Below are 17,509 nucleotides of genomic sequence, written 5' to 3' on the forward strand. Positions count from 1 at the left end.
TTTTTCACCATGTGTTGAATATTACTTTTGTTGAAAATTTTAATAACTATGAAAAAACAAATTTTACTTTGCTTCAGCACATTGCTGTTGCTTTTCATGGCTTCATGTTCTTCGGAAGAGTTGAACACTGAAGTGACATCTGAGAACCTTGGAAAAGAGAGTCGTATAGCCGCCGGAAAATTTGCAGGTGACGGGCAGTATGATGTTCTGGGACATGGTTATAATGCCGCGGGTGAATATGCAAATGCGAGTGCAGCAGGTTTTAAAGTAATTGATATTGACAGATTCAAAGCTGAACAGGGTCCCAGATTGGTTGCTGAAAATACACTTTCACAAGATTATGTAGAAGAGTATGGTGAAAATGCTGAAACCTATTCTAAAATGGTGTCGACCAAAGTGGATGTAACGGCTGGTATCCCATTATTTAAGAAAACACTTTCAGTGGGCTTTAATTCTGCAGTGACTAACACCAATAAGTTTGATGCAAAATATATTTATGGAAGTTACAATCTTTTAATCAAACAAAGAAGATTGAGATTCAATGCAACAACAGATATGTTGGGAGACTACCTGACTCCTGAATTTACGCAGGATTTACAGACAAAAACACCTCAGCAAATTGTCCAGGATTATGGTACACACGTAACGGTAGACATTTATACGGGTGCTAAAATGGATGTTATATTCCAATCTGAAACAACTAATGAATCCCGTGAACGTGCAGCCAGAATCGGTGTGAAAGTTGGAATGAAAGGTATTTTTGATGTCAATGTAGAGAACGATGTAAATACAGCGGAATCACACAAAAACTTCTCCAGAAAATTATCATATAGAACAAGAGGGGGAGATCCTTCAAAAGGCCTGATTGGTGAATTGAACCTGGACCAATCCAATCCTAAAATCAATATCGCCAACTGGCAAAACAGTTCTACTGTAAATAATGCTGTTTTGGTAGATTTTGGAAATAATGGACTGGTATTTATTTATGATTTAGTAAAAGATCCGGTTAAAAAAGCCCAGCTTCAGGCATATGTCAATCAATATTTGATTGATAATAAAGTTTTCTTAGATTATATTCCTGTTCCGGTCTACGGTTTTTATAGTCCTGGCGACAGAGATCATTACCTAGCAACTTCTCCTGGGACACCTTATAATTATCAGGCTGAAGGCGAGCAGTTTAAAGCATATACTTATAAAGCTCCGAATACCGTTCCGGTTTATCAGTTCTACAGTGGAAGCGAAAGAGACCACTATTATTCTACTCATTCTGGAACGCCTAACCAATATGCCTATGAAGGAATTGCATTTTATGCAACAATGGACAGTTCAAAAAAACCTATTTATCAGTTCTATAGCGGAAGTGAAAGAGATCACTATTATTCTACTTATCCCGGAACTCCAATTAATTATGTAGCAGAGGGCATTCCTTTTTATGCCTATTAATTAAATATATTTGTTGATATCTTTACAGGAAGCCGTCTCACATGAAAGTTGAGACGGTTTTTTATTGGGTTTCAATTTCAATAAGTTTTTATTATGAATATTTGTTTTGGTTCTGTGGTGGAAATTATGAACTTATAGGCGAGGTAAATAATATTTCAAATCCTTAACTTTGTCGTTTTCAAAGGGTATTAAACTCGTGAAAAAAAATCCATATAACCAAAAGAAACAACAATGTCAATAACGAATGAACATGAATTGGCAGGAATGCAGAAAGTGAGTGAAGCTGTAGCCTATACCTTAAAAGAAATGATGAATTATGCCCAACCCGGCATGACAACAAAAGAAATTGATGAATACGGGGCGAAGATCCTTTCAGATTTTGGTGCAAAATCAGCTCCTTATTTAACGTATGGTTTTCCGGGCTGGACCTGTATCAGTGTGGATAATGAATTTTGTCATGGTATTCCGACTGATCAACGGATTTTAAAAGAAGGAGATCTGATTAATATTGATGTTTCAGCAGAACTTAACGGATATTGGGCAGATAACGGAGGTTCTTTTGTTATTGGAAAAGATATTAATTCCCACCAAAAACTGGTAGATGCTTCCAAAGATATTTTACAAAAAGCCATCAATTCTATAAAAGGAGGTGTAAAAATAGCTGATATTGGATTTCTCATGGAAACTGAAGCTAAGAAAAGAGGTTTTAAAGTGATTAAGAATCTTGCCGGGCATGGTGTTGGGAAAAGCTTACACGAGCAGCCTGATGAGCTGTTTAATTATAAAAACCGTTTCGATTCCAGACGGTTCAAAAAGAACTCTGTGGTGGCCATAGAGACATTTATTTCAACATCTTCAAACCTTGCTGTAGAGCTCAATGACGGTTGGACCATGGTAGGGAACAAAGGAGGGTATATGGCACAGCACGAACATACCATTATGGTGACGGATGGGAAACCCATTATTTTAACACAAATGAATGAAATCCTGAACTAAGAATTTACTCTTCATATAGAATAAAAAGACACTTACATCAATGCAAGTGTCTTTTTTAGCTGTTATTTTTGCTTGTTTATTTCGTTTGCAAACAGTCTCTGCCGGCACTGATTTTTTATTTTTATTTTCCGCCGCCGCTGTTTTTCTCTACATCCGTCTTCGTATTTCCTTTTACTTTCTGATTTCCGAAACGTTTCACAAAAGTAAGTGAAAATCCATACCAGTCGGATCTGGTAGAACTTCTGGTGGTTCCGACCTGGCTGAAGGTGGTGGAATCAAAATTCGGTCTGCTGAAAATATTCATCAGCTGAAGGCTTACTTCCATCTGTGTTTTAGGGAATATTTTGGTGGCAGAGATATTGTGGAAAATATTCGTTTTATTCGCATAGGAATTTCCGTTGTTCTGGTTGGAAAGCTCTACCCATGCACTCAGGTTAATGTTTTTATCAAACAGGTTGGTGTACGACAGATTAGCTGAAGCACCCAGATAGCTTATATAATTTTTACCCTTCAGATCATTGACTTCGTTGAAATCATGATTGTCGATATAATACCATCCAACTCCTACATTCACGTTCATTTTATTTTTCAGGAAAGTCTGGTTGGTATTCGCAAACAGATAATACTTCTGCACCTTTCCGTTGAAATTGGCAGGTAGGCTAACCGTTCTTCCATTTTCCTCTGCAATAGATGTCCAGTAATCCCTGTCAGTGTACATATATCTGGCCGAAAGAAAATATTTTTTCAGGATCCCGAATTTCATATAAAGCCTGTGGCTCGGGTTGGGTTCCAGGTCCATATTTCCGCGTGAGTACGTTCCGTCATTGGTAGGGACAAGAAAAGGATTAAATTCCGAATACCACGGACGCCAGAGATTACGGTTATAAGTAAGACTCAGATCATATTTATCCGAAAAAGAATATTTCACCAATAGATTGGGAAGAAGAGTACTGTAAGAATCTTTTCTTTCCGTACCGGCTACATCCTGTCTCATTTTATAATCGATATGTTCATAACGGACTCCCACTCTTGTTTCCAGCTTCTCGAAAAAAGTTTTGCTGTAGTTCACATACAGGGAATTGATATTATCCTCATAGTGGAAAACATCGTTCGAAGGGAGATTATCTGCATTGTTTCCGGATACATTATTGGGGATCACATTGTTATTGAAATCCATTTTTCCACCCACTTCAAAGCTTCCGCCCTTTCCAAGCGGTTGCGTATAATCTACTTTTAGATAATAGTTTCGGGTCTGTTCATGAGAATCCAGGCCTAACAAGCTCACAGCCGGTGTCATATTGGATGTTTTTAAAAACCAATTTGTATTTTCCTGAGAATTGTAATTGGACCCTAAATTGACATCCAATATCCTGTTTTTCTCTTTATCATAATACTTATAAAAAAGATTTGTTCCCAGCGTTCGGTAGCGCCCTGTTGCATCCTGCTCCTGATGATAAGAATCAAACAGCACATCATTTTTCGACCTGATGAAGTCAGAATTCGAGGTTGTGGAACTTTTGCTTTGATAATATTCAAGGATAAGTCCTATATTATTTTTATCATTCAGTTCATATTCAGAGGTTGAGGAAAGGGAAGGACTTTTATTTCTGCTTATGTTTTCATTGTTGGTTTGGGTAATATCATTATCCTTGTATAAAGAGTTGATGTATAGGCTCTTTTGTGCCCAGGTATTGTCGCTGTAGCTTCCGACAAGAGTCTGCGTGAAATTTTTCTTATGGTAATTAAGATTAAGATTCGTATACTGAGAATTTTTAGTATTCTGCCTGTTATTGAAGGTTACGCTGCCCTTCATTCCTTCATCATCTCTCTTTTTCAGTACAATATTGATGACCGATCCGGCTGTTTCATAACGGGATGACGGGCTTGTGATCACCTCAATTTTCATCAGGTTATCTGCAGGAATGGTTTTCAGATATTCCTTTAATTCCTTCCCAGTAAAAACAGATTTTCTGTCGTTGATGTAAACCGTCACCGATTCACCTTCCGCTTTTATAGCATCATTATTATCAATACTCACCAAAGGGGTCATTCTAAGAACATCCCATGTTGTATTTCCTGCAAGGATAGAGCTGTTGGACACATTAAACACCGTTCTGTCCACCTTGGATTCTACAGTAGGTTTTCTGGCCGTTAATGTAACCCCTTCAATCTGGTTTTCCTTCTCCTTGATGGTGTCATTTTTTACTTGTGCAAATGTTAAAGAACCGATTAATAATGCAGCTGAAGATATAATTATTTTCATTCAAAGTGATATTTCACCAATAAGACAGTTATTGCAGGACATTTGTTACATCACATTGGGAAAATAAATAAAAAATTCACCGATACTGTTATCTTTATTGAAAATTATACTCCATAAGAAGTGTTGGGGCTGATCCATTTACTGTTTCATATCAAAAGTTACAGAACTATGTGCAGAAGATATTAGATCATATAAAGTAAAACGCTCCCTTTATTCGTTGATTCATATAAATAAGAAATCTATTCTTATATTTATTCATCTGATACATCTTAATGATCAGGATTCAGAGCATAAAAACAGTGATAATGAATTTAAAGAAACAAATGGGGCAGTTTCCCAACGAAAAAAGAAAAACCTATTTCAGTACGCTGACCAACTATACCAACGGAAAATTTCAGAATATACTTCCCACACCTGCATTACTGGAAGGAGAAAGTATGACCAAATTACTCCTGCAGGCCCTATGCAAAGTTGAGAATACAAGCCCGAAATCATCTCTTCCCTTTGTGATCACAGATCTGAAAAACCTTAAACCGGAAGAAAATGTTCTCGTATGGTTCGGGCACAGCTCTTACTTTATCCAGATCGATGGCAAAAAATTCCTTGTAGATCCTGTCTTCAGTGGCAACGCTTCACCAATGTCGGGTTCCATAAAGGCCTTCCCCGGATCAGATCATTACAAACCGGAAGATATGCCGGATATAGACTTTCTCCTGATTTCCCATGATCATTGGGATCACCTGGATTATTCCACTGTTCAGACGCTTAAAGACAAAGTAGGTCAGGTGATATGCGGACTGGGGACAGGGCAGCATTTCGAGTACTGGGGCTGGGATTCAGAAAAAATTATTGAGAAAAACTGGTGGGACAGCATTTATCTGGAAGGTGGCTTCACCATTACCCTGACTCCTGCAAGACATTTTTCGGGAAGACTCCTGAACCGGAATATCTCACTGTGGACTTCCTTTGTTTTACAGACTCCATCTAAAAAATTGTTCTTAGGCGGTGACAGCGGTTACGGAGATCACTTTCAAGAGATCGGGGAGAAGTACGGACCGTTTGATCTTGCGGTAATGGAATGCGGCCAATACAATGAAAAATGGCCTTACATTCACAGCCTTCCGGAGCAGATCATCAAAGAAGTACAGGAGTTGAAAGCTAAAAACTTTATTCCTGTCCATAATTCTAAATTTAAATTAGCTCAGCATCCCTGGTTTGAGCCATTGGAACTTGTTTCAAAATATGCAGAAGAAAACAGTATCCCTGTGACACTTCCTATGATTGGAGAAAAAACAGATCTCGATCAGCTGGGAGAAATAACCTGGAAAAAATGGTGGAAGGAATTGATGTAATTCAGAGCTTTGTAGAAAATCTTTATTCTGTTATCAATCTTATAAAATATCTGTAAATGGATATGTTTAAATCCTGTATTTCATTAATTTCAGATCCCTGGAAAGAAAAATATCGGGCTGTTCTTGCCAGAGAGCATCTACAAACTATGGAAAATAATATCATGAAATTTCAGAACAAGAGTCTGGAATGGGAGCAGCCATATTTTAATGAAGAAATTAAAACAGACAGAAAAGAAAGTTTTGAGCTTTTTATCAATATATTTCAAAACAAGGATACAGATGAGGTAAAAGCAGCTCATCTTGAAAAAATACCTTTTGAACATTGGTTGAATATTTTGGGACAGCGCCTGACTTCTGCCAGCGTTCGTGATGAAAATGCTGTTCCCCCTTTGAAAGATACTTTGCTTGAAGCCTGCCGGAAACCTTTTAACAGCGAAATTACCATTGCGCAGAGAGCCTGGGAAAAACATATCGGAAGAATGGATGATGAGTTTTGGGGCGAGATCAAAGGGAATAATCTGCAGAAACAGGAAAAAGTCATGGAAAAGATCAGCTATATTCTGGACAACAGAACATGGTGGAATGTTTTCTATCATTACAAACATGAACTTGTTTTTGAAGCCAGGGAAAAAGAAGGTCACGGGATCCGTTGGAGTCACGGAGGAAAACAGTTAATCGGTTTCCTAGAAAAATTTATCAATGAATAGCGTATAAAACCTTACTTGCGCAAAAAGATTGCGTACTGTGCAGATAATTTTGTATTGATAAAGTTTCAGATCAAAAATTTATCAATACAAATCAATCTTATCTGTCCTTTATACAAAACAAAAACAAATGAATACATACATTGATATTGGCATTAACCTGACCAATAAACAGTTCTATAATGAACACGAAGAAATTGTTAACCGCGCCCTGAATAATGGAGTGGAACAAATGATCCTCACCGGGACTAGCGTACGCGGGAGCAAAGAATCTGCTGAAATCGCAGAAGAATATCCCGGGATTTTATTTTCTACAGCAGGAATTCATCCCCACGATGCCAAATCCTTTAACCAGGAGAGTATCCGGGAACTTCGGAACCTTTTGAAATTGAATCATGTGGTATCGGTAGGAGAGTGCGGACTGGATTTTGACCGGGATTTTTCTCCAAGACCTATTCAGGAAAAATGCTACAGAGCCCAGCTGGAATTGGCCGTTGAGGTTCGTAAGCCTCTTTTCCTTCATGAAAGATCAGCTTTTAAAAGATTTAATGAAATTACAGATGAATACCTTACCAACTTGCCGGAAGCTGTTGTCCATTGTTTCACAGGAACACCGGAGGAAGCTAAAATCTATCTGGACAAAGGGTTTTATCTGGGATTTACCGGAGCTATAAGTGATGGCAAAAGATTTAAACAGCTGGAAGAAGTAATAAAATATACACCGATAGATCGCATGATGATAGAAACTGATGCCCCGTTCATGCTGCCGAAAAATATGCCGAGAATGCAGAACCGCCGGAATGAACCTTCCTTCCTGCCGTATGTAGCACAGACAATCGCACACCTAAAGAAGATAAGTATTTCAGAAGTCGCACATGAAACTACGGAAACCGCCAGAAATTTTTTCAAACTATAAAAAAGAGCTCTACTCATCAGGTAAAGCTCTTTTTTTATGGCGAAACTGCGAAACAGCAGCTTAACTTCTTTTCTATTAAAGACTTTTTATCGCTGATTCCAGAGCCAGCTCCATCATTGGTTTAAGGGCTTTTTCTCTCTCATCAGCAGAAATCTTTTCGTGGGTAGGAATAATATCGGTTACCGTAAGAATCGTAGCTGCATTTTTTCCTAAATGTTGTGTATTCGCGAATAATCCGAAAGCTTCCATTTCTACGGCCGGACAGTTGTACTTAGTAGCAATAGCAGGAACATTCGGGTCTTTTCTGTAGAAAATATCGCTGCTGTGTACATTGATCGCTTTGGTTGCTAAAGAAAGCTCCTGAGCGGTTTCATTGATCGTTCCGAAGATATTTCCCTGATGAGGAAGTATCTCATCTTCAATTTCCCAGGCATATTTTGCATACGTACTTTCACTCGCTGCATTTTCAATATTTAAAATATCAAAAAGCTTAAGGTCTGTTGTATAGGCTCCACACGTTCCGATCCTGATGATGGTATCTACTTCATATTCCGTAAATAATTCAAAAGAATAGATCCCGATGCTCGGAAAGCCCATTCCGCTGGCGCCTACAGTGATTTCCTTACCTTTATAAAGACCGGTATAATAAAAGATTCCTCTTGTTTTGCTGACCAGCTTAGCATTTTCCAAATAATTTTCAGCAATATATTGTGCACGAAGCGGATCCCCCGGCTGCAATACTACTTTGGCAATTTCTCCTTTTTTTGCACTGATGTGAATACTCATAATGTTATTTTGAAGCGACAAAGATAACAACTTTTAGATTGTAACATCTCAACGTTTGTATTTCAATACCCTAAGTTTTCTAAGTACAAATTCCCCTTCTCCGGAGAGGTGGCAGATCGAAGATCTGACGGGGTGGTTAAAAAAGAAAGAAATTCCTAACAACCTCATAGATTTCCAAAACCTATGAGGCTTAATCAGAAGCTTAATATTTAGTATTGCCAATACAGTTTCAAAAAAGAATAACATAGAAGAAGTATTTGAGGAATCTCCTCCTTACTTTAGCAAAGTAAAAGATAATCATAATGAAAATTGAGCATGTTGCTTTTTGGGTAAAAGATCTGGAAAAGATCAGAGAATTCTATCAGAAATATTTTGGGGCCGTTTCCAATGAAAAATATCACAATTCTCTAAAACAGTTTCAGTCTTATTTTTTAAGCTTTGACAATGACTGCCGTCTCGAGATCATGACCAGACCGGATATTCAGGAAAGCAACAATTCTTATGATGTCCAGCAATATGGGATCATTCATTTGGCGTTCTCGACAGGCAGCAAAGAAAAAGTGGATGAACTGACAGAAATTTTAAGAAAAGACGGTTACACTATAGCCGGAGAGCCACGTACAACAGGCGACGGCTATTATGAAAGTGTTATTCTGGATCCTGAAAATAATATTATAGAAATAACAGATTGATTTGTAATCTGAAAATAGGTTTTCACAGGAGCAAAATATCAGAGCCACCTGCTAAATCTGCGAGAGTAAAAATACAACATCAAATATCTAAGTCATAATTAATAGGCATTTTGTGAATTATTTATCATAAAGATTATTTAGCTGCCAATCACTCACATAAAAAATTTTATTCTCTGCAAAATAGTTTTATTTTTGTTAGATGACGGAAACCAAATCACCATTTTTAGATACTATTTTTCTGCTTCGGAAAAGCGGCTGCATTACCGTTTTTTCAAATTTGCATGAAATTTCGAAAAAAGAAGAACAGGAAGCCGGTGATTATTTTGAAACAGAATTTGAAAAAGAAAGACTGGAATTTTTATCTACAGAAATCCATTGCCATAAAGAAGCTGCAGTTTGGGCCGCGAAAGTCCTGTATTACAGTGCACAGCTCTACCTCATCCGTGAAAACACGGCAAAAGATCTGGATAAGCTGATCCCAAAACTGAAAATAACACCCGATACTTCCTCTATTTTGTCTGCAGATCTGTCACTAAGATTTCTTCCCCAGATCATAACTTTAATGCAAACTGCTGATCCTCATGATCCTTTGGTTAAAATTCTGGAAGATATTCTTACACAGTTTCATTATTCCGGAATTGGATATCATCTTAATCTGGAAAAAGTCAATTGGGAAAAAGAGCTGAAAGACAAAATCTACAGGAAATTATATCTCGAAAGGATTGTTGAGAAGAAAGCCTATGCTCTTGCAGAAATCCCATATATTAATCAACTCCTGTTGTCTGATTTTGGACTGTATAAAGATACGTACTGGAGAGAATTAAAAATAATAACCGAAGAAAATTAATGATACAAAATATTACAAAACTTAATACCGTTCTCAACTACGTAAAAGATACTTTCGTAGGAAAAAATGATGTTGTAGACCTTTTGGGAATATGCCTTCTGGCCAAAGAAAATGCATTTCTGTACGGACCTCCGGGTACCGCAAAATCCGCTATCGTAAGAACACTGTCGAAAACAGTAAAAGATGGAAAAAACTTTGAATATTTATTAACCAGATTTACAGAACCGAACGAAATTTTCGGACCTTTTGATATCCGTAAATTAAAAGAAGGAGAACTTCTCACCAATACCGAAGGCATGATGCCCGAAGCTTCATTGGTTTTCCTCGATGAAATCTTCAATGCCAATTCTGCAATCCTGAATTCACTGCTGACCGCTTTGAATGAAAAAATATTTAAAAGAGGAAAAGAAACAAAGCATCTGCCGGCCCTGATGTTCGTTGGGGCCAGTAATGTTCTTCCGGAAGATGAATCTCTGAATGCATTATTTGACCGTTTTCTGGTTAGAATTAATGTTGATTACGTAAATCCTGAACTGCTTCAGCAGGTACTTCTGGCCGGAAGAAAGCTGGAAAACCAAACAGAAACCAATATTCCAGAAATTCAGGCAGATGAAATCAGAGAACTTCAGAATCTGTGCAAAACCATAGATCTGAGGCCCATCTACGAAGTTTATTTAAATACAATTATCAGCCTGAGAAATACAGGAATTACCATTTCCGACCGTAGAGCCGTAAAACTTCAGAACCTGATCGCGGCAAGCGCCCTGATCTGTGGAAGAAATGAAGCTGTGCTCTCCGATCTTTGGGTACTGAAGCATATCTGGGATACAGAAGAACAGATTGAGATTCTGGAAGGCATCATCAACAGAACCATTGAAAAAGACAATAACCCGAAATCCCATCCACAGGCGATGCAGAACAAAACTCCTAATCCGGAGGAGGTGATGAAGGACGTAAAAATCCTCATGGAAAAATGGAACAGCGGAACGTTGAGTTTTGAAGAACAGAACGTGATCAAAGATAAATTGAGATACCTGCAGACCCGTTGCGACTGGATCAGAAATCCGGAGCAGAAGCAATATATCCAGCAAGAAATTGAAAGCTTATGGCAGAAGATCCTTCAAACGGTGTAAAAGAATTCTGGGCAGAAATTCCCCGGGCCGATGAAGATTTTCTGGGTACTATCCGGGACTGGAAAAATGTACAGATTGCAACAGATGACGAGACGGTTTGGCTGAAAGGCTTCACTGAGGAACAGGCTATCTCCTCAGATATCCAGCAGCTGCCTAATTTCATACTGTACGAATTGCGCGATGGACTTTTGTTCAAAAAAGAGGCACTGGTACCAAGTAAAAAAATGAGAACGGCCTTACTTTGGTCACCGATAGATAAAGCTTTACGCCTTACTTTTCCGGCTTCGAACAATAATTATTTCGGAATCGGTGAAAAAGTTGAGGTGAGATTAAAACCGGGTAATGAAGAACATGCTGTCATGGCTTTATTAAGTATAATTGAGGAAATAAAAGAAAGTATTCCTTTACTGCCGAAATTTAAGCTGGAAAAACTTGAATGGACAGTTATTGATGATAAAGCATTGTTCCTGGGAACACCATTGCTGAGTTTGCCCGGAAAAACATATTGGATCAGGGATTGCCACCTTCTGCCTGCAGGTTTTGACTTTGAATTTAAAAATTTGAGTTCTCTTTTACAGCAGCAATATAATAAAGAGTCAGACAAATGGTTATTATGGAATGAAAACGGTACTTATCTTTCCCTTAAAAAAGAAAATTTCCGCCCATTGTCCGTAAGTTCATTCCGTCTTACTGAAAAAACGAAAGAATGGATTTAACCGAATATTTCCAGTCATACGAAAACTACTTTTGGGAGTGGGTAACCGACGAGGATATCGCCGGAGATTCCGGATACCATGATTATAACCTCATCTCCATTCCCGGTGTTGGGGCTATAGCTTACAGGCCTTACGTCATGGAGATCCTGAAAGAACTTCAGCCACAGGGATGGCCTCCGTTTGGAGCCTTGCTGATGGTTTTGTATGCGATGCAGGACGGTTATACCGATTTTGCAGGCCCTTTGAATCATACAGCCAATTTTCACAGCATTGGAAATTTTGATTTTACTGCTGAAAAGAGTATTGAGTTCCTTGAAAAGCTGAAATCATTAAATAAAATCTATAAACAGGGACAAAATAGAATTGTACTACTCCAGACAATTTTCCAGGATTCCCACAACAGGACAGCTCCCGGAAAGGCAGAAATGATTCTGACCACCTACTACAAAAGACCCCATATGCTGGCAGCCAGTGCAGGGAAAAAGTATGCCGGACCGTCAGCCATTAACAGGGACTTGAGTACACTCAATCTCCTGAATGAAAAATTTCCGACAACCCAGTCTATTGTTGATGCCATGCGGGATCACATAGATGAACCTGAACTGGATGACGAAGTCGTAGAGGAAGAGACAACTGTAGAAACCGATAAAGATTTTATTCAGCAATTAATCGAGGAGCCCAAAACATTTCAGGTAGGAAGCCTGATCAAAAGGATTTGGAGCGGACTGAGAATTCCTATGCGCCACCTTTCTCCCGGGGAGCAGCCCATTGGAGGGATCTCAGATATGGCCAATAAAGGTGACCTCCACAGAATGCTTCTTTCTGAATTTGCCAATGATGATGAGGTTTTCATGAACCGTGTGGCCAATAACGAAGCTCTGTATATCCAGAGAGAAATTCCACCGGAAGAAAATATTTTTGAACGTATTATTTTAATTGATACTTCCCTGAAAAACTGGGGAACACCTAAAGTGTTGGCTTTTGCATCGGCTATTGCGGTGATCAGGCATCCGAAAGCCCATTCGGAGTGTAAGGTTTTTGCCTTGGGGCAGGCAGGTATACCGGCTTCTCTTGATAAACCGGAAGATGTTATTGAAGCCCTGAATCTGGTCAGCCCCATTCTGGATGTTTCAGAAGCACTTGGGAAATTTTTTAATGAAGAGCATACAGAAAAAGAGCTTGAAGTTTTCTTCATTACTCACCAGGAAAACCTTGCTGATGAAAAGACAAGGAAAGTGATCCACGAAAACAGGGACAGGCTGAAATTCCTGATCACAACATCTTCAGATGGCGAACTGAATTTTTATAAACATCATAAAGGAGCGCGCAAGCATATTCAGAAGATAAAGCTTCCGCTTCAGGAATTATGGGCCAATCCGCCACAGCGCAAGCAAAAGGTTCATAATGTTAACGGTAAAAAAACAGATCTGCCGCAGAACTATCCGATCCTGTTTCCGACTCCATCCAATAAAATTGCCCAGTTTCTTTATGAAGGCGAATTTTATATTTTAAGTTCAAAAAAACAGCTGTTGAAAACTTATCTTTCTGATAATTACTACGACCGGAATTCCTATGATTACTACAAAATCTATCATGGATGCGAAGTTTTAATAGAAGATATTTCTGTGAAACCAAGAGGAGAGTTTGCTCTCGCTAAAAACAAACAGCAGCATTTTATTTTATGTCAGTATCAGCCGGATAAAAAACTTATTTCAAAACTGAATCTCAACACAAAAGAATATTCCGAACAGAATGTTACCGGACTCAATATCCCCAGTTCATACCATCTGATCTATTTCGGAAGAAACTTTTACCTTCATCAGCCTATGAATTCTTCCCGTTATAAGATTGGTTTAGAAGGAAATATCTCTGTGGAATCCATATTTAACGATGATAGTGAAATAGATAAAAATATAGCAAAAGCAGAAACAGAAGTTGCCAAACTGAATCGAAGCGGTATGAAAATAATCAGTAACTTCAATAAAATAGGAATCAATGAGAATAATAATCTCGTCATTTCCGGAAATGAACTGTGCAGGCTGTATGACAACTCATTAAACCTTTATAAAAACAGATTTACGGTTAAAATCCCTGCAGAGCAGAACAAAAATAAGTTTACATTTCAGGATGGCAGCGAGATCATTACGGATTCCCGCGGAATGCTTACTTTTAAAAGCAGCAATACCGGTATTCCTACATTTTATATTCCTTCCACGGAGTATGGATTTTTAGCCTTGGCAACCAATACAGAGTATGGAGGTTCGGAATATTACCTTCCGAAACAGACCCTGCTGAAAGTGAAGACTATGGAAGAAATGTATGCTCAATATTTAACAGCGTTTATTGATCAGATCCTGGATTATGGAGCTTAGAATAAAACCTTTTCCGAAAAATAACTATCCTAAAAAAGGGCTTTTGATCAAAGACCCGTCGCCTCGCGTATGGCTTTATGAAATGGAAGTATTGGGAATAGATCTCAATAAAGTAAAATCCTATGCTATTCCGGCAGACCAGCCTAATGTTTTATACGGATGCCTGCTTATATTTTATGATGAAGCTCCGCAGGAAATTGGGAGAAATGCTTATTTCCAGTGTGTAGATGACAGACTTTTTATTCCTGAAAATACCATATTTTATCCAAGGATCAATCCGGAAGACTGGCAGTCTGTCGGTTCACGGTATGTCGTTATGCATCCCGATTTTGGTCTAGTGAAGCTCTCAGAAGAAATAGACTGGCTCTCTGTGCTGAAGGAACCTGAAATAACAGAAGGCAGGGTGAGAAAACCATCCAATGGGGTGAAAACTCCTCAATATATCGAAAGCTTTGCTGTTGAGATGGATGATGAAAAAGTTCTGGCAACCCTTCAGCAGCCAAGAAATGAAGAAGAGTGGATGAAAAACCTGCCTTTTGATCTCAAAAAAGTGATGGCAGGAAATAAAAAAGAAATTGAAAAATATTTAAAATATATAGAAAAGTATCCTGACCGAGCTGTAGAACTGGGCGTGCCTTTAGATATTATGGGGACTTCTCGTGGTGATGGCTTTGGAAAATTCACTTTCGGAGACAGCTGGCTGAGTGCTCTGTTCGGAGGTTCGGGCAGTAAAAAAGAGACAGCAGGAAGCCGGAATTTCCGCTGGATATTCTGGGGCGTTGTCGTGATGGCTATAATCTTCAGAATTTTTATGCCTTCAGATAAAGACAGAACCGTGAAAGAGGATTTTCTGGTTTCATCCGGTAAGATCATGAACGGAGCTGAAAAAGCACAGGCAGATATGATCGCTTATCAGTCAGGTGTGACGGATATTGACATGAAAATTGACTCTATTTACGGAAAAACAAGAAAAAAGCTTTCCAGTGAATATGTTGCGGCTGGTGCTGCCATGTCAAAAGACAAAAACGAAAGGGAGCAGTATAAAAAATCAGGTGGCAGAAACCTTGGAGAGGTTGGAAATGATATTGAAAAGCTCAATGCCAGAGAACAGAGCAGTAGGGACTCCCTGAAAATTATTTATTCAAAAAAAATAACGAAACATCTGGTTCAGCAGGAAGCCACTATGAAACGCAGCATTTCAGATTCCCTCAAACAATACAGTAAGGGAAAGCCGGTTAATGGCGAAGTGGTAAAATTTGTTTTAAAGAAAAAACAGGCACTCGTAGCGGATTCTCTTGGAAAACTGTACGGAACACTTGATATAATGGATCTTCCACCTACTCCTGTTAAAGATTCAAAAATAGGACAGCTTGAGTCTGGGGACAGCAGTTTACCTGAAAAAACAAAAGTTTCAGATATCCTGTATCTTGTGATTTTCATGTTTGGAGCTGTAGGAATCTATTCTTTCATCTTCAGAAGGAAGTCGCTGAACCTTGGCGGAGATAATGTGCCTTTATGGGTAAAGCTGATTCTGTCTGCTGTTCTTGTTTCCATGCTGGTTTATCTATTCTATCCCTTGATAAAGATGTTTGGGTACAACTGGTTTGTATGGATTCTGGTGATCTGTGTCATCCTTCTTCTTTACCGCCTGTTTAACGAAGATAAAACCATTTTAAACCCTGAAGATGATGAATAAGCAGAAATTTATAGACAAATTCCTGATTGCATTTATGATCCTGGCAGTGTTTAAGATCATTGGTATTGCAGCACAGTTATTTCACGAAAGCTTTTGGAGTGTGGTGGGAACGCTGGTGATTTTCCTGGTCATAGCTTTTATAATCATGATTGTGATCACTGCTTTAAAAGATAAAGAACAAAATCAACAAAACTCTGGACGAAGAGGTTCCGGAGGCGGGAATTTTTACCTGGAAACCTCCTTATTTGATAGGATCAGAAATAAATACGAAGAACTTGCCGAAAAATATATCGCTGAAAAGGACTATAAAAAGGCAGCAAAAGTATATATGAATCTTCTTCAGGATAATTTTAGGGGTGCAAAAACACTGGAAAATGGGGGCTTTTACAATGAGGCGGCCGCAGTCTATCTAAAAAAACTAAACAATAAGTCAGAAGCGGCATCCTGTTACGAAAAAGCAAAGCAGTACAAAAAAGCTATCGATCTGTATAAAGAAATGCAGCAGAAAGAGAAAGTAGGAGATCTTTACAAAGAACTGAATGATCTTAATAATGCCCACAGCTACTATCAGATGGTGGCAGACGACTATACGGCCAACAGCCAGATGGTAAAAGCTTCTTTGATATACAGCAAGAAAATGGAGCTGCCTGAAGAAGCTCAAAAAGTGCTATTGAAGGGTTGGAATGAAGATAAAGATGCATTCAATTGCCTTAATAATTATTTTGCCAATGTTTATGACATCAAAAAACTCGAAACTGAAATTCAGAATCTTTATCAGAAAACACCTTCCTATAAAAAGATGATTTACCTTGAAGCCATGAAGCATGAATTTAAAAAAGATACCAAATTGCAGGATGTAACCCGAACTATCGCCTATGAAATTATTGCGGAAAAAGTAGGTACCCGTTCAGAGATCATTAACGAGCTCAAATATTTCAATCCTGATGACAGTGTGATATTAAAAGATATTTCGAGGTTTAAAACAGGAAGGAACAAAATGTTGAGGAATTAAGATTGTAGCATTTAAAGATTAAAAATTTAAACAAAATTATGTTCTGCCGGCAAAATTGAGGTGGCTGAGGTCCTCGAAGCCAACTCGGTTTTATCCCTCCTTCCAGCGGACAGAAGGAGTAATTTCATTGCTGAAAAACAATTTTTCATATCTTTGCGCCAGAAAAATTATGACAATACAAAGAGCACATATCAATGTAAATCTATGCGATAGCCCTTCAATAAAAGGATTATTCGGATACGAATGGATGATATGGAATGAGGCGAAATGTGCTTGCTTTGAAAATTATTTACAATAAACCCGTAAAAATTTAAACAAAATACCGCAGAAACGCCTCGATAACTCGAGGCGTTTCTTGTGTTTTAGGCCATAAATTATTTAGAATGAAAAAAAATAACCATAAAAACAAAAAATTTTTAATTAACAATGAACATTTAATACAGTAAATAAGAGTGATAAGTAACCCGATGAGAGACAGTCATTTAGGTATTTAAGAGATCCGCAGGATATTGCGGACGGTTATTCTTTATGCTAAAAATAACACGCAACTAATTGATTGTCAAATATTTAATTGAAAAATA

Annotated in this window: 14 protein-coding genes; 12 read left to right on the forward strand and 2 right to left on the reverse strand. The window is 38.2% G+C overall.

Annotated elements, in window-relative coordinates; all coding sequences use genetic code 11:
* The first annotated feature begins 48 nt into the window (after positions 1–48).
* Together LC418_RS05400 and map are read left to right on the forward strand one after the other, a co-directional pair.
* Entirely contained in the window at positions 49–1,443 is a 1,395-nt protein-coding gene (locus tag LC418_RS05400) for an MAC/perforin domain-containing protein (RefSeq protein ID WP_223558362.1), read from the forward strand.
* A gap of 231 nt (positions 1,444–1,674) precedes the next feature.
* Positions 1,675–2,439: a type I methionyl aminopeptidase gene (map, locus tag LC418_RS05405; RefSeq protein WP_223558363.1), complete on the forward strand. Its 765-nt coding sequence runs from the start codon at positions 1,675–1,677 to the stop codon at positions 2,437–2,439.
* A gap of 121 nt (positions 2,440–2,560) precedes the next feature.
* Here map and LC418_RS05410 read toward each other — a convergent pair whose 3' ends face one another.
* Complete coding sequence (locus tag LC418_RS05410; protein ID WP_223558364.1) at positions 2,561–4,702, reverse strand: outer membrane beta-barrel protein; 2,142 nt, start codon at positions 4,700–4,702, stop codon at positions 2,561–2,563.
* Between the two features lie 305 nt (positions 4,703–5,007).
* Between LC418_RS05410 and LC418_RS05415 the strand changes: the two genes are divergently transcribed.
* From LC418_RS05415 to LC418_RS05425, 3 genes are all read left to right on the forward strand, one after another.
* Positions 5,008–6,054: an MBL fold metallo-hydrolase gene (locus tag LC418_RS05415; protein WP_223558365.1), complete on the forward strand. Its 1,047-nt coding sequence runs from the start codon at positions 5,008–5,010 to the stop codon at positions 6,052–6,054.
* A gap of 56 nt (positions 6,055–6,110) precedes the next feature.
* Entirely contained in the window at positions 6,111–6,761 is a 651-nt protein-coding gene (locus LC418_RS05420; RefSeq protein ID WP_223558366.1) for a hypothetical protein, read from the forward strand.
* A gap of 127 nt (positions 6,762–6,888) precedes the next feature.
* The gene (locus LC418_RS05425) at positions 6,889–7,674 is read left to right on the forward strand and encodes a TatD family hydrolase (protein WP_223558367.1); all 786 of its coding nucleotides are present in this window, start codon (positions 6,889–6,891) and stop codon (positions 7,672–7,674) included.
* A 75-nt stretch (positions 7,675–7,749) separates the two neighbouring features.
* On the opposite strand, the gene deoD is transcribed toward LC418_RS05425, so the two are convergent.
* Positions 7,750–8,460 carry a purine-nucleoside phosphorylase gene (deoD, locus tag LC418_RS05430; RefSeq protein ID WP_223558368.1) on the reverse strand — a complete coding sequence of 237 codons (711 nt, stop codon included), beginning with the start codon at positions 8,458–8,460 and terminating at the stop codon, positions 7,750–7,752.
* A gap of 302 nt (positions 8,461–8,762) precedes the next feature.
* Here deoD and LC418_RS05435 point away from each other — a divergent pair, with 302 nt between their 5' ends.
* From LC418_RS05435 to LC418_RS05465, 7 genes are all read left to right on the forward strand, one after another.
* A complete protein-coding gene (locus LC418_RS05435) occupies positions 8,763–9,152 on the forward strand; it encodes a VOC family protein (protein WP_223558369.1) in 390 nt (129 codons plus the stop codon).
* Positions 9,153–9,351: 199 nt separating this feature from the next.
* Positions 9,352–9,999, forward strand: a complete 648-nt coding sequence (locus LC418_RS05440) for a hypothetical protein (protein WP_223558370.1) — start codon at positions 9,352–9,354, stop codon at positions 9,997–9,999.
* Positions 9,999–11,132: an AAA family ATPase gene (locus tag LC418_RS05445; protein ID WP_223558371.1), complete on the forward strand. Its 1,134-nt coding sequence runs from the start codon at positions 9,999–10,001 to the stop codon at positions 11,130–11,132. Before LC418_RS05440 ends, LC418_RS05445 begins: the two co-directional genes overlap by 1 nt.
* Positions 11,105–11,848 (forward strand): hypothetical protein, encoded by a 744-nt coding sequence (locus tag LC418_RS05450; RefSeq protein ID WP_223558372.1) that lies wholly within the window; start codon positions 11,105–11,107, stop codon positions 11,846–11,848. Before LC418_RS05445 ends, LC418_RS05450 begins: the two co-directional genes overlap by 28 nt.
* Positions 11,839–14,220: a hypothetical protein gene (locus tag LC418_RS05455; protein WP_223558373.1), complete on the forward strand. Its 2,382-nt coding sequence runs from the start codon at positions 11,839–11,841 to the stop codon at positions 14,218–14,220. The genes LC418_RS05450 and LC418_RS05455 overlap by 10 nt, the downstream gene beginning before the upstream one ends.
* Complete coding sequence (locus LC418_RS05460) at positions 14,210–15,916, forward strand: APC family permease (protein ID WP_223558374.1); 1,707 nt, start codon at positions 14,210–14,212, stop codon at positions 15,914–15,916. The genes LC418_RS05455 and LC418_RS05460 overlap by 11 nt, the downstream gene beginning before the upstream one ends.
* Entirely contained in the window at positions 15,906–16,928 is a 1,023-nt protein-coding gene (locus LC418_RS05465) for a soluble NSF attachment family protein (RefSeq protein ID WP_223558375.1), read from the forward strand. Before LC418_RS05460 ends, LC418_RS05465 begins: the two co-directional genes overlap by 11 nt.
* The last annotated feature ends 581 nt before the right edge of the window (positions 16,929–17,509 follow it).

Origin of the sequence: Chryseobacterium lathyri (genome assembly GCF_019970085.1) — a bacterium.
GTDB classification, from domain to species: domain Bacteria; phylum Bacteroidota; class Bacteroidia; order Flavobacteriales; family Weeksellaceae; genus Chryseobacterium; species Chryseobacterium lathyri.

What these genes read in the sequence shown, in the direction of transcription:
- LC418_RS05455 (WP_223558373.1), top strand. Translation starts at nt 11,839, where the DNA reads ATGGATTTAACCGAATATTTCCAGTCATACGAAAACTACTTTTGGGAG.
- LC418_RS05460 (WP_223558374.1), top strand. Translation starts at nt 14,210, where the DNA reads ATGGAGCTTAGAATAAAACCTTTTCCGAAAAATAACTATCCTAAAAAA.
- LC418_RS05435 (WP_223558369.1), top strand. Translation starts at nt 8,763, where the DNA reads ATGAAAATTGAGCATGTTGCTTTTTGGGTAAAAGATCTGGAAAAGATC.
- LC418_RS05425 (WP_223558367.1), top strand. Translation starts at nt 6,889, where the DNA reads ATGAATACATACATTGATATTGGCATTAACCTGACCAATAAACAGTTC.
- LC418_RS05420 (WP_223558366.1), top strand. Translation starts at nt 6,111, where the DNA reads ATGGATATGTTTAAATCCTGTATTTCATTAATTTCAGATCCCTGGAAA.
- LC418_RS05440 (WP_223558370.1), top strand. Translation starts at nt 9,352, where the DNA reads ATGACGGAAACCAAATCACCATTTTTAGATACTATTTTTCTGCTTCGG.
- LC418_RS05450 (WP_223558372.1), top strand. Translation starts at nt 11,105, where the DNA reads ATGGCAGAAGATCCTTCAAACGGTGTAAAAGAATTCTGGGCAGAAATT.
- LC418_RS05445 (WP_223558371.1), top strand. Translation starts at nt 9,999, where the DNA reads ATGATACAAAATATTACAAAACTTAATACCGTTCTCAACTACGTAAAA.
- map (WP_223558363.1), top strand. Translation starts at nt 1,675, where the DNA reads ATGTCAATAACGAATGAACATGAATTGGCAGGAATGCAGAAAGTGAGT.
- deoD (WP_223558368.1), bottom strand. Translation starts at nt 8,460, where the DNA reads ATGAGTATTCACATCAGTGCAAAAAAAGGAGAAATTGCCAAAGTAGTA.
- LC418_RS05410 (WP_223558364.1), bottom strand. Translation starts at nt 4,702, where the DNA reads ATGAAAATAATTATATCTTCAGCTGCATTATTAATCGGTTCTTTAACA.
- LC418_RS05415 (WP_223558365.1), top strand. Translation starts at nt 5,008, where the DNA reads ATGAATTTAAAGAAACAAATGGGGCAGTTTCCCAACGAAAAAAGAAAA.
- LC418_RS05465 (WP_223558375.1), top strand. Translation starts at nt 15,906, where the DNA reads ATGATGAATAAGCAGAAATTTATAGACAAATTCCTGATTGCATTTATG.
- LC418_RS05400 (WP_223558362.1), top strand. Translation starts at nt 49, where the DNA reads ATGAAAAAACAAATTTTACTTTGCTTCAGCACATTGCTGTTGCTTTTC.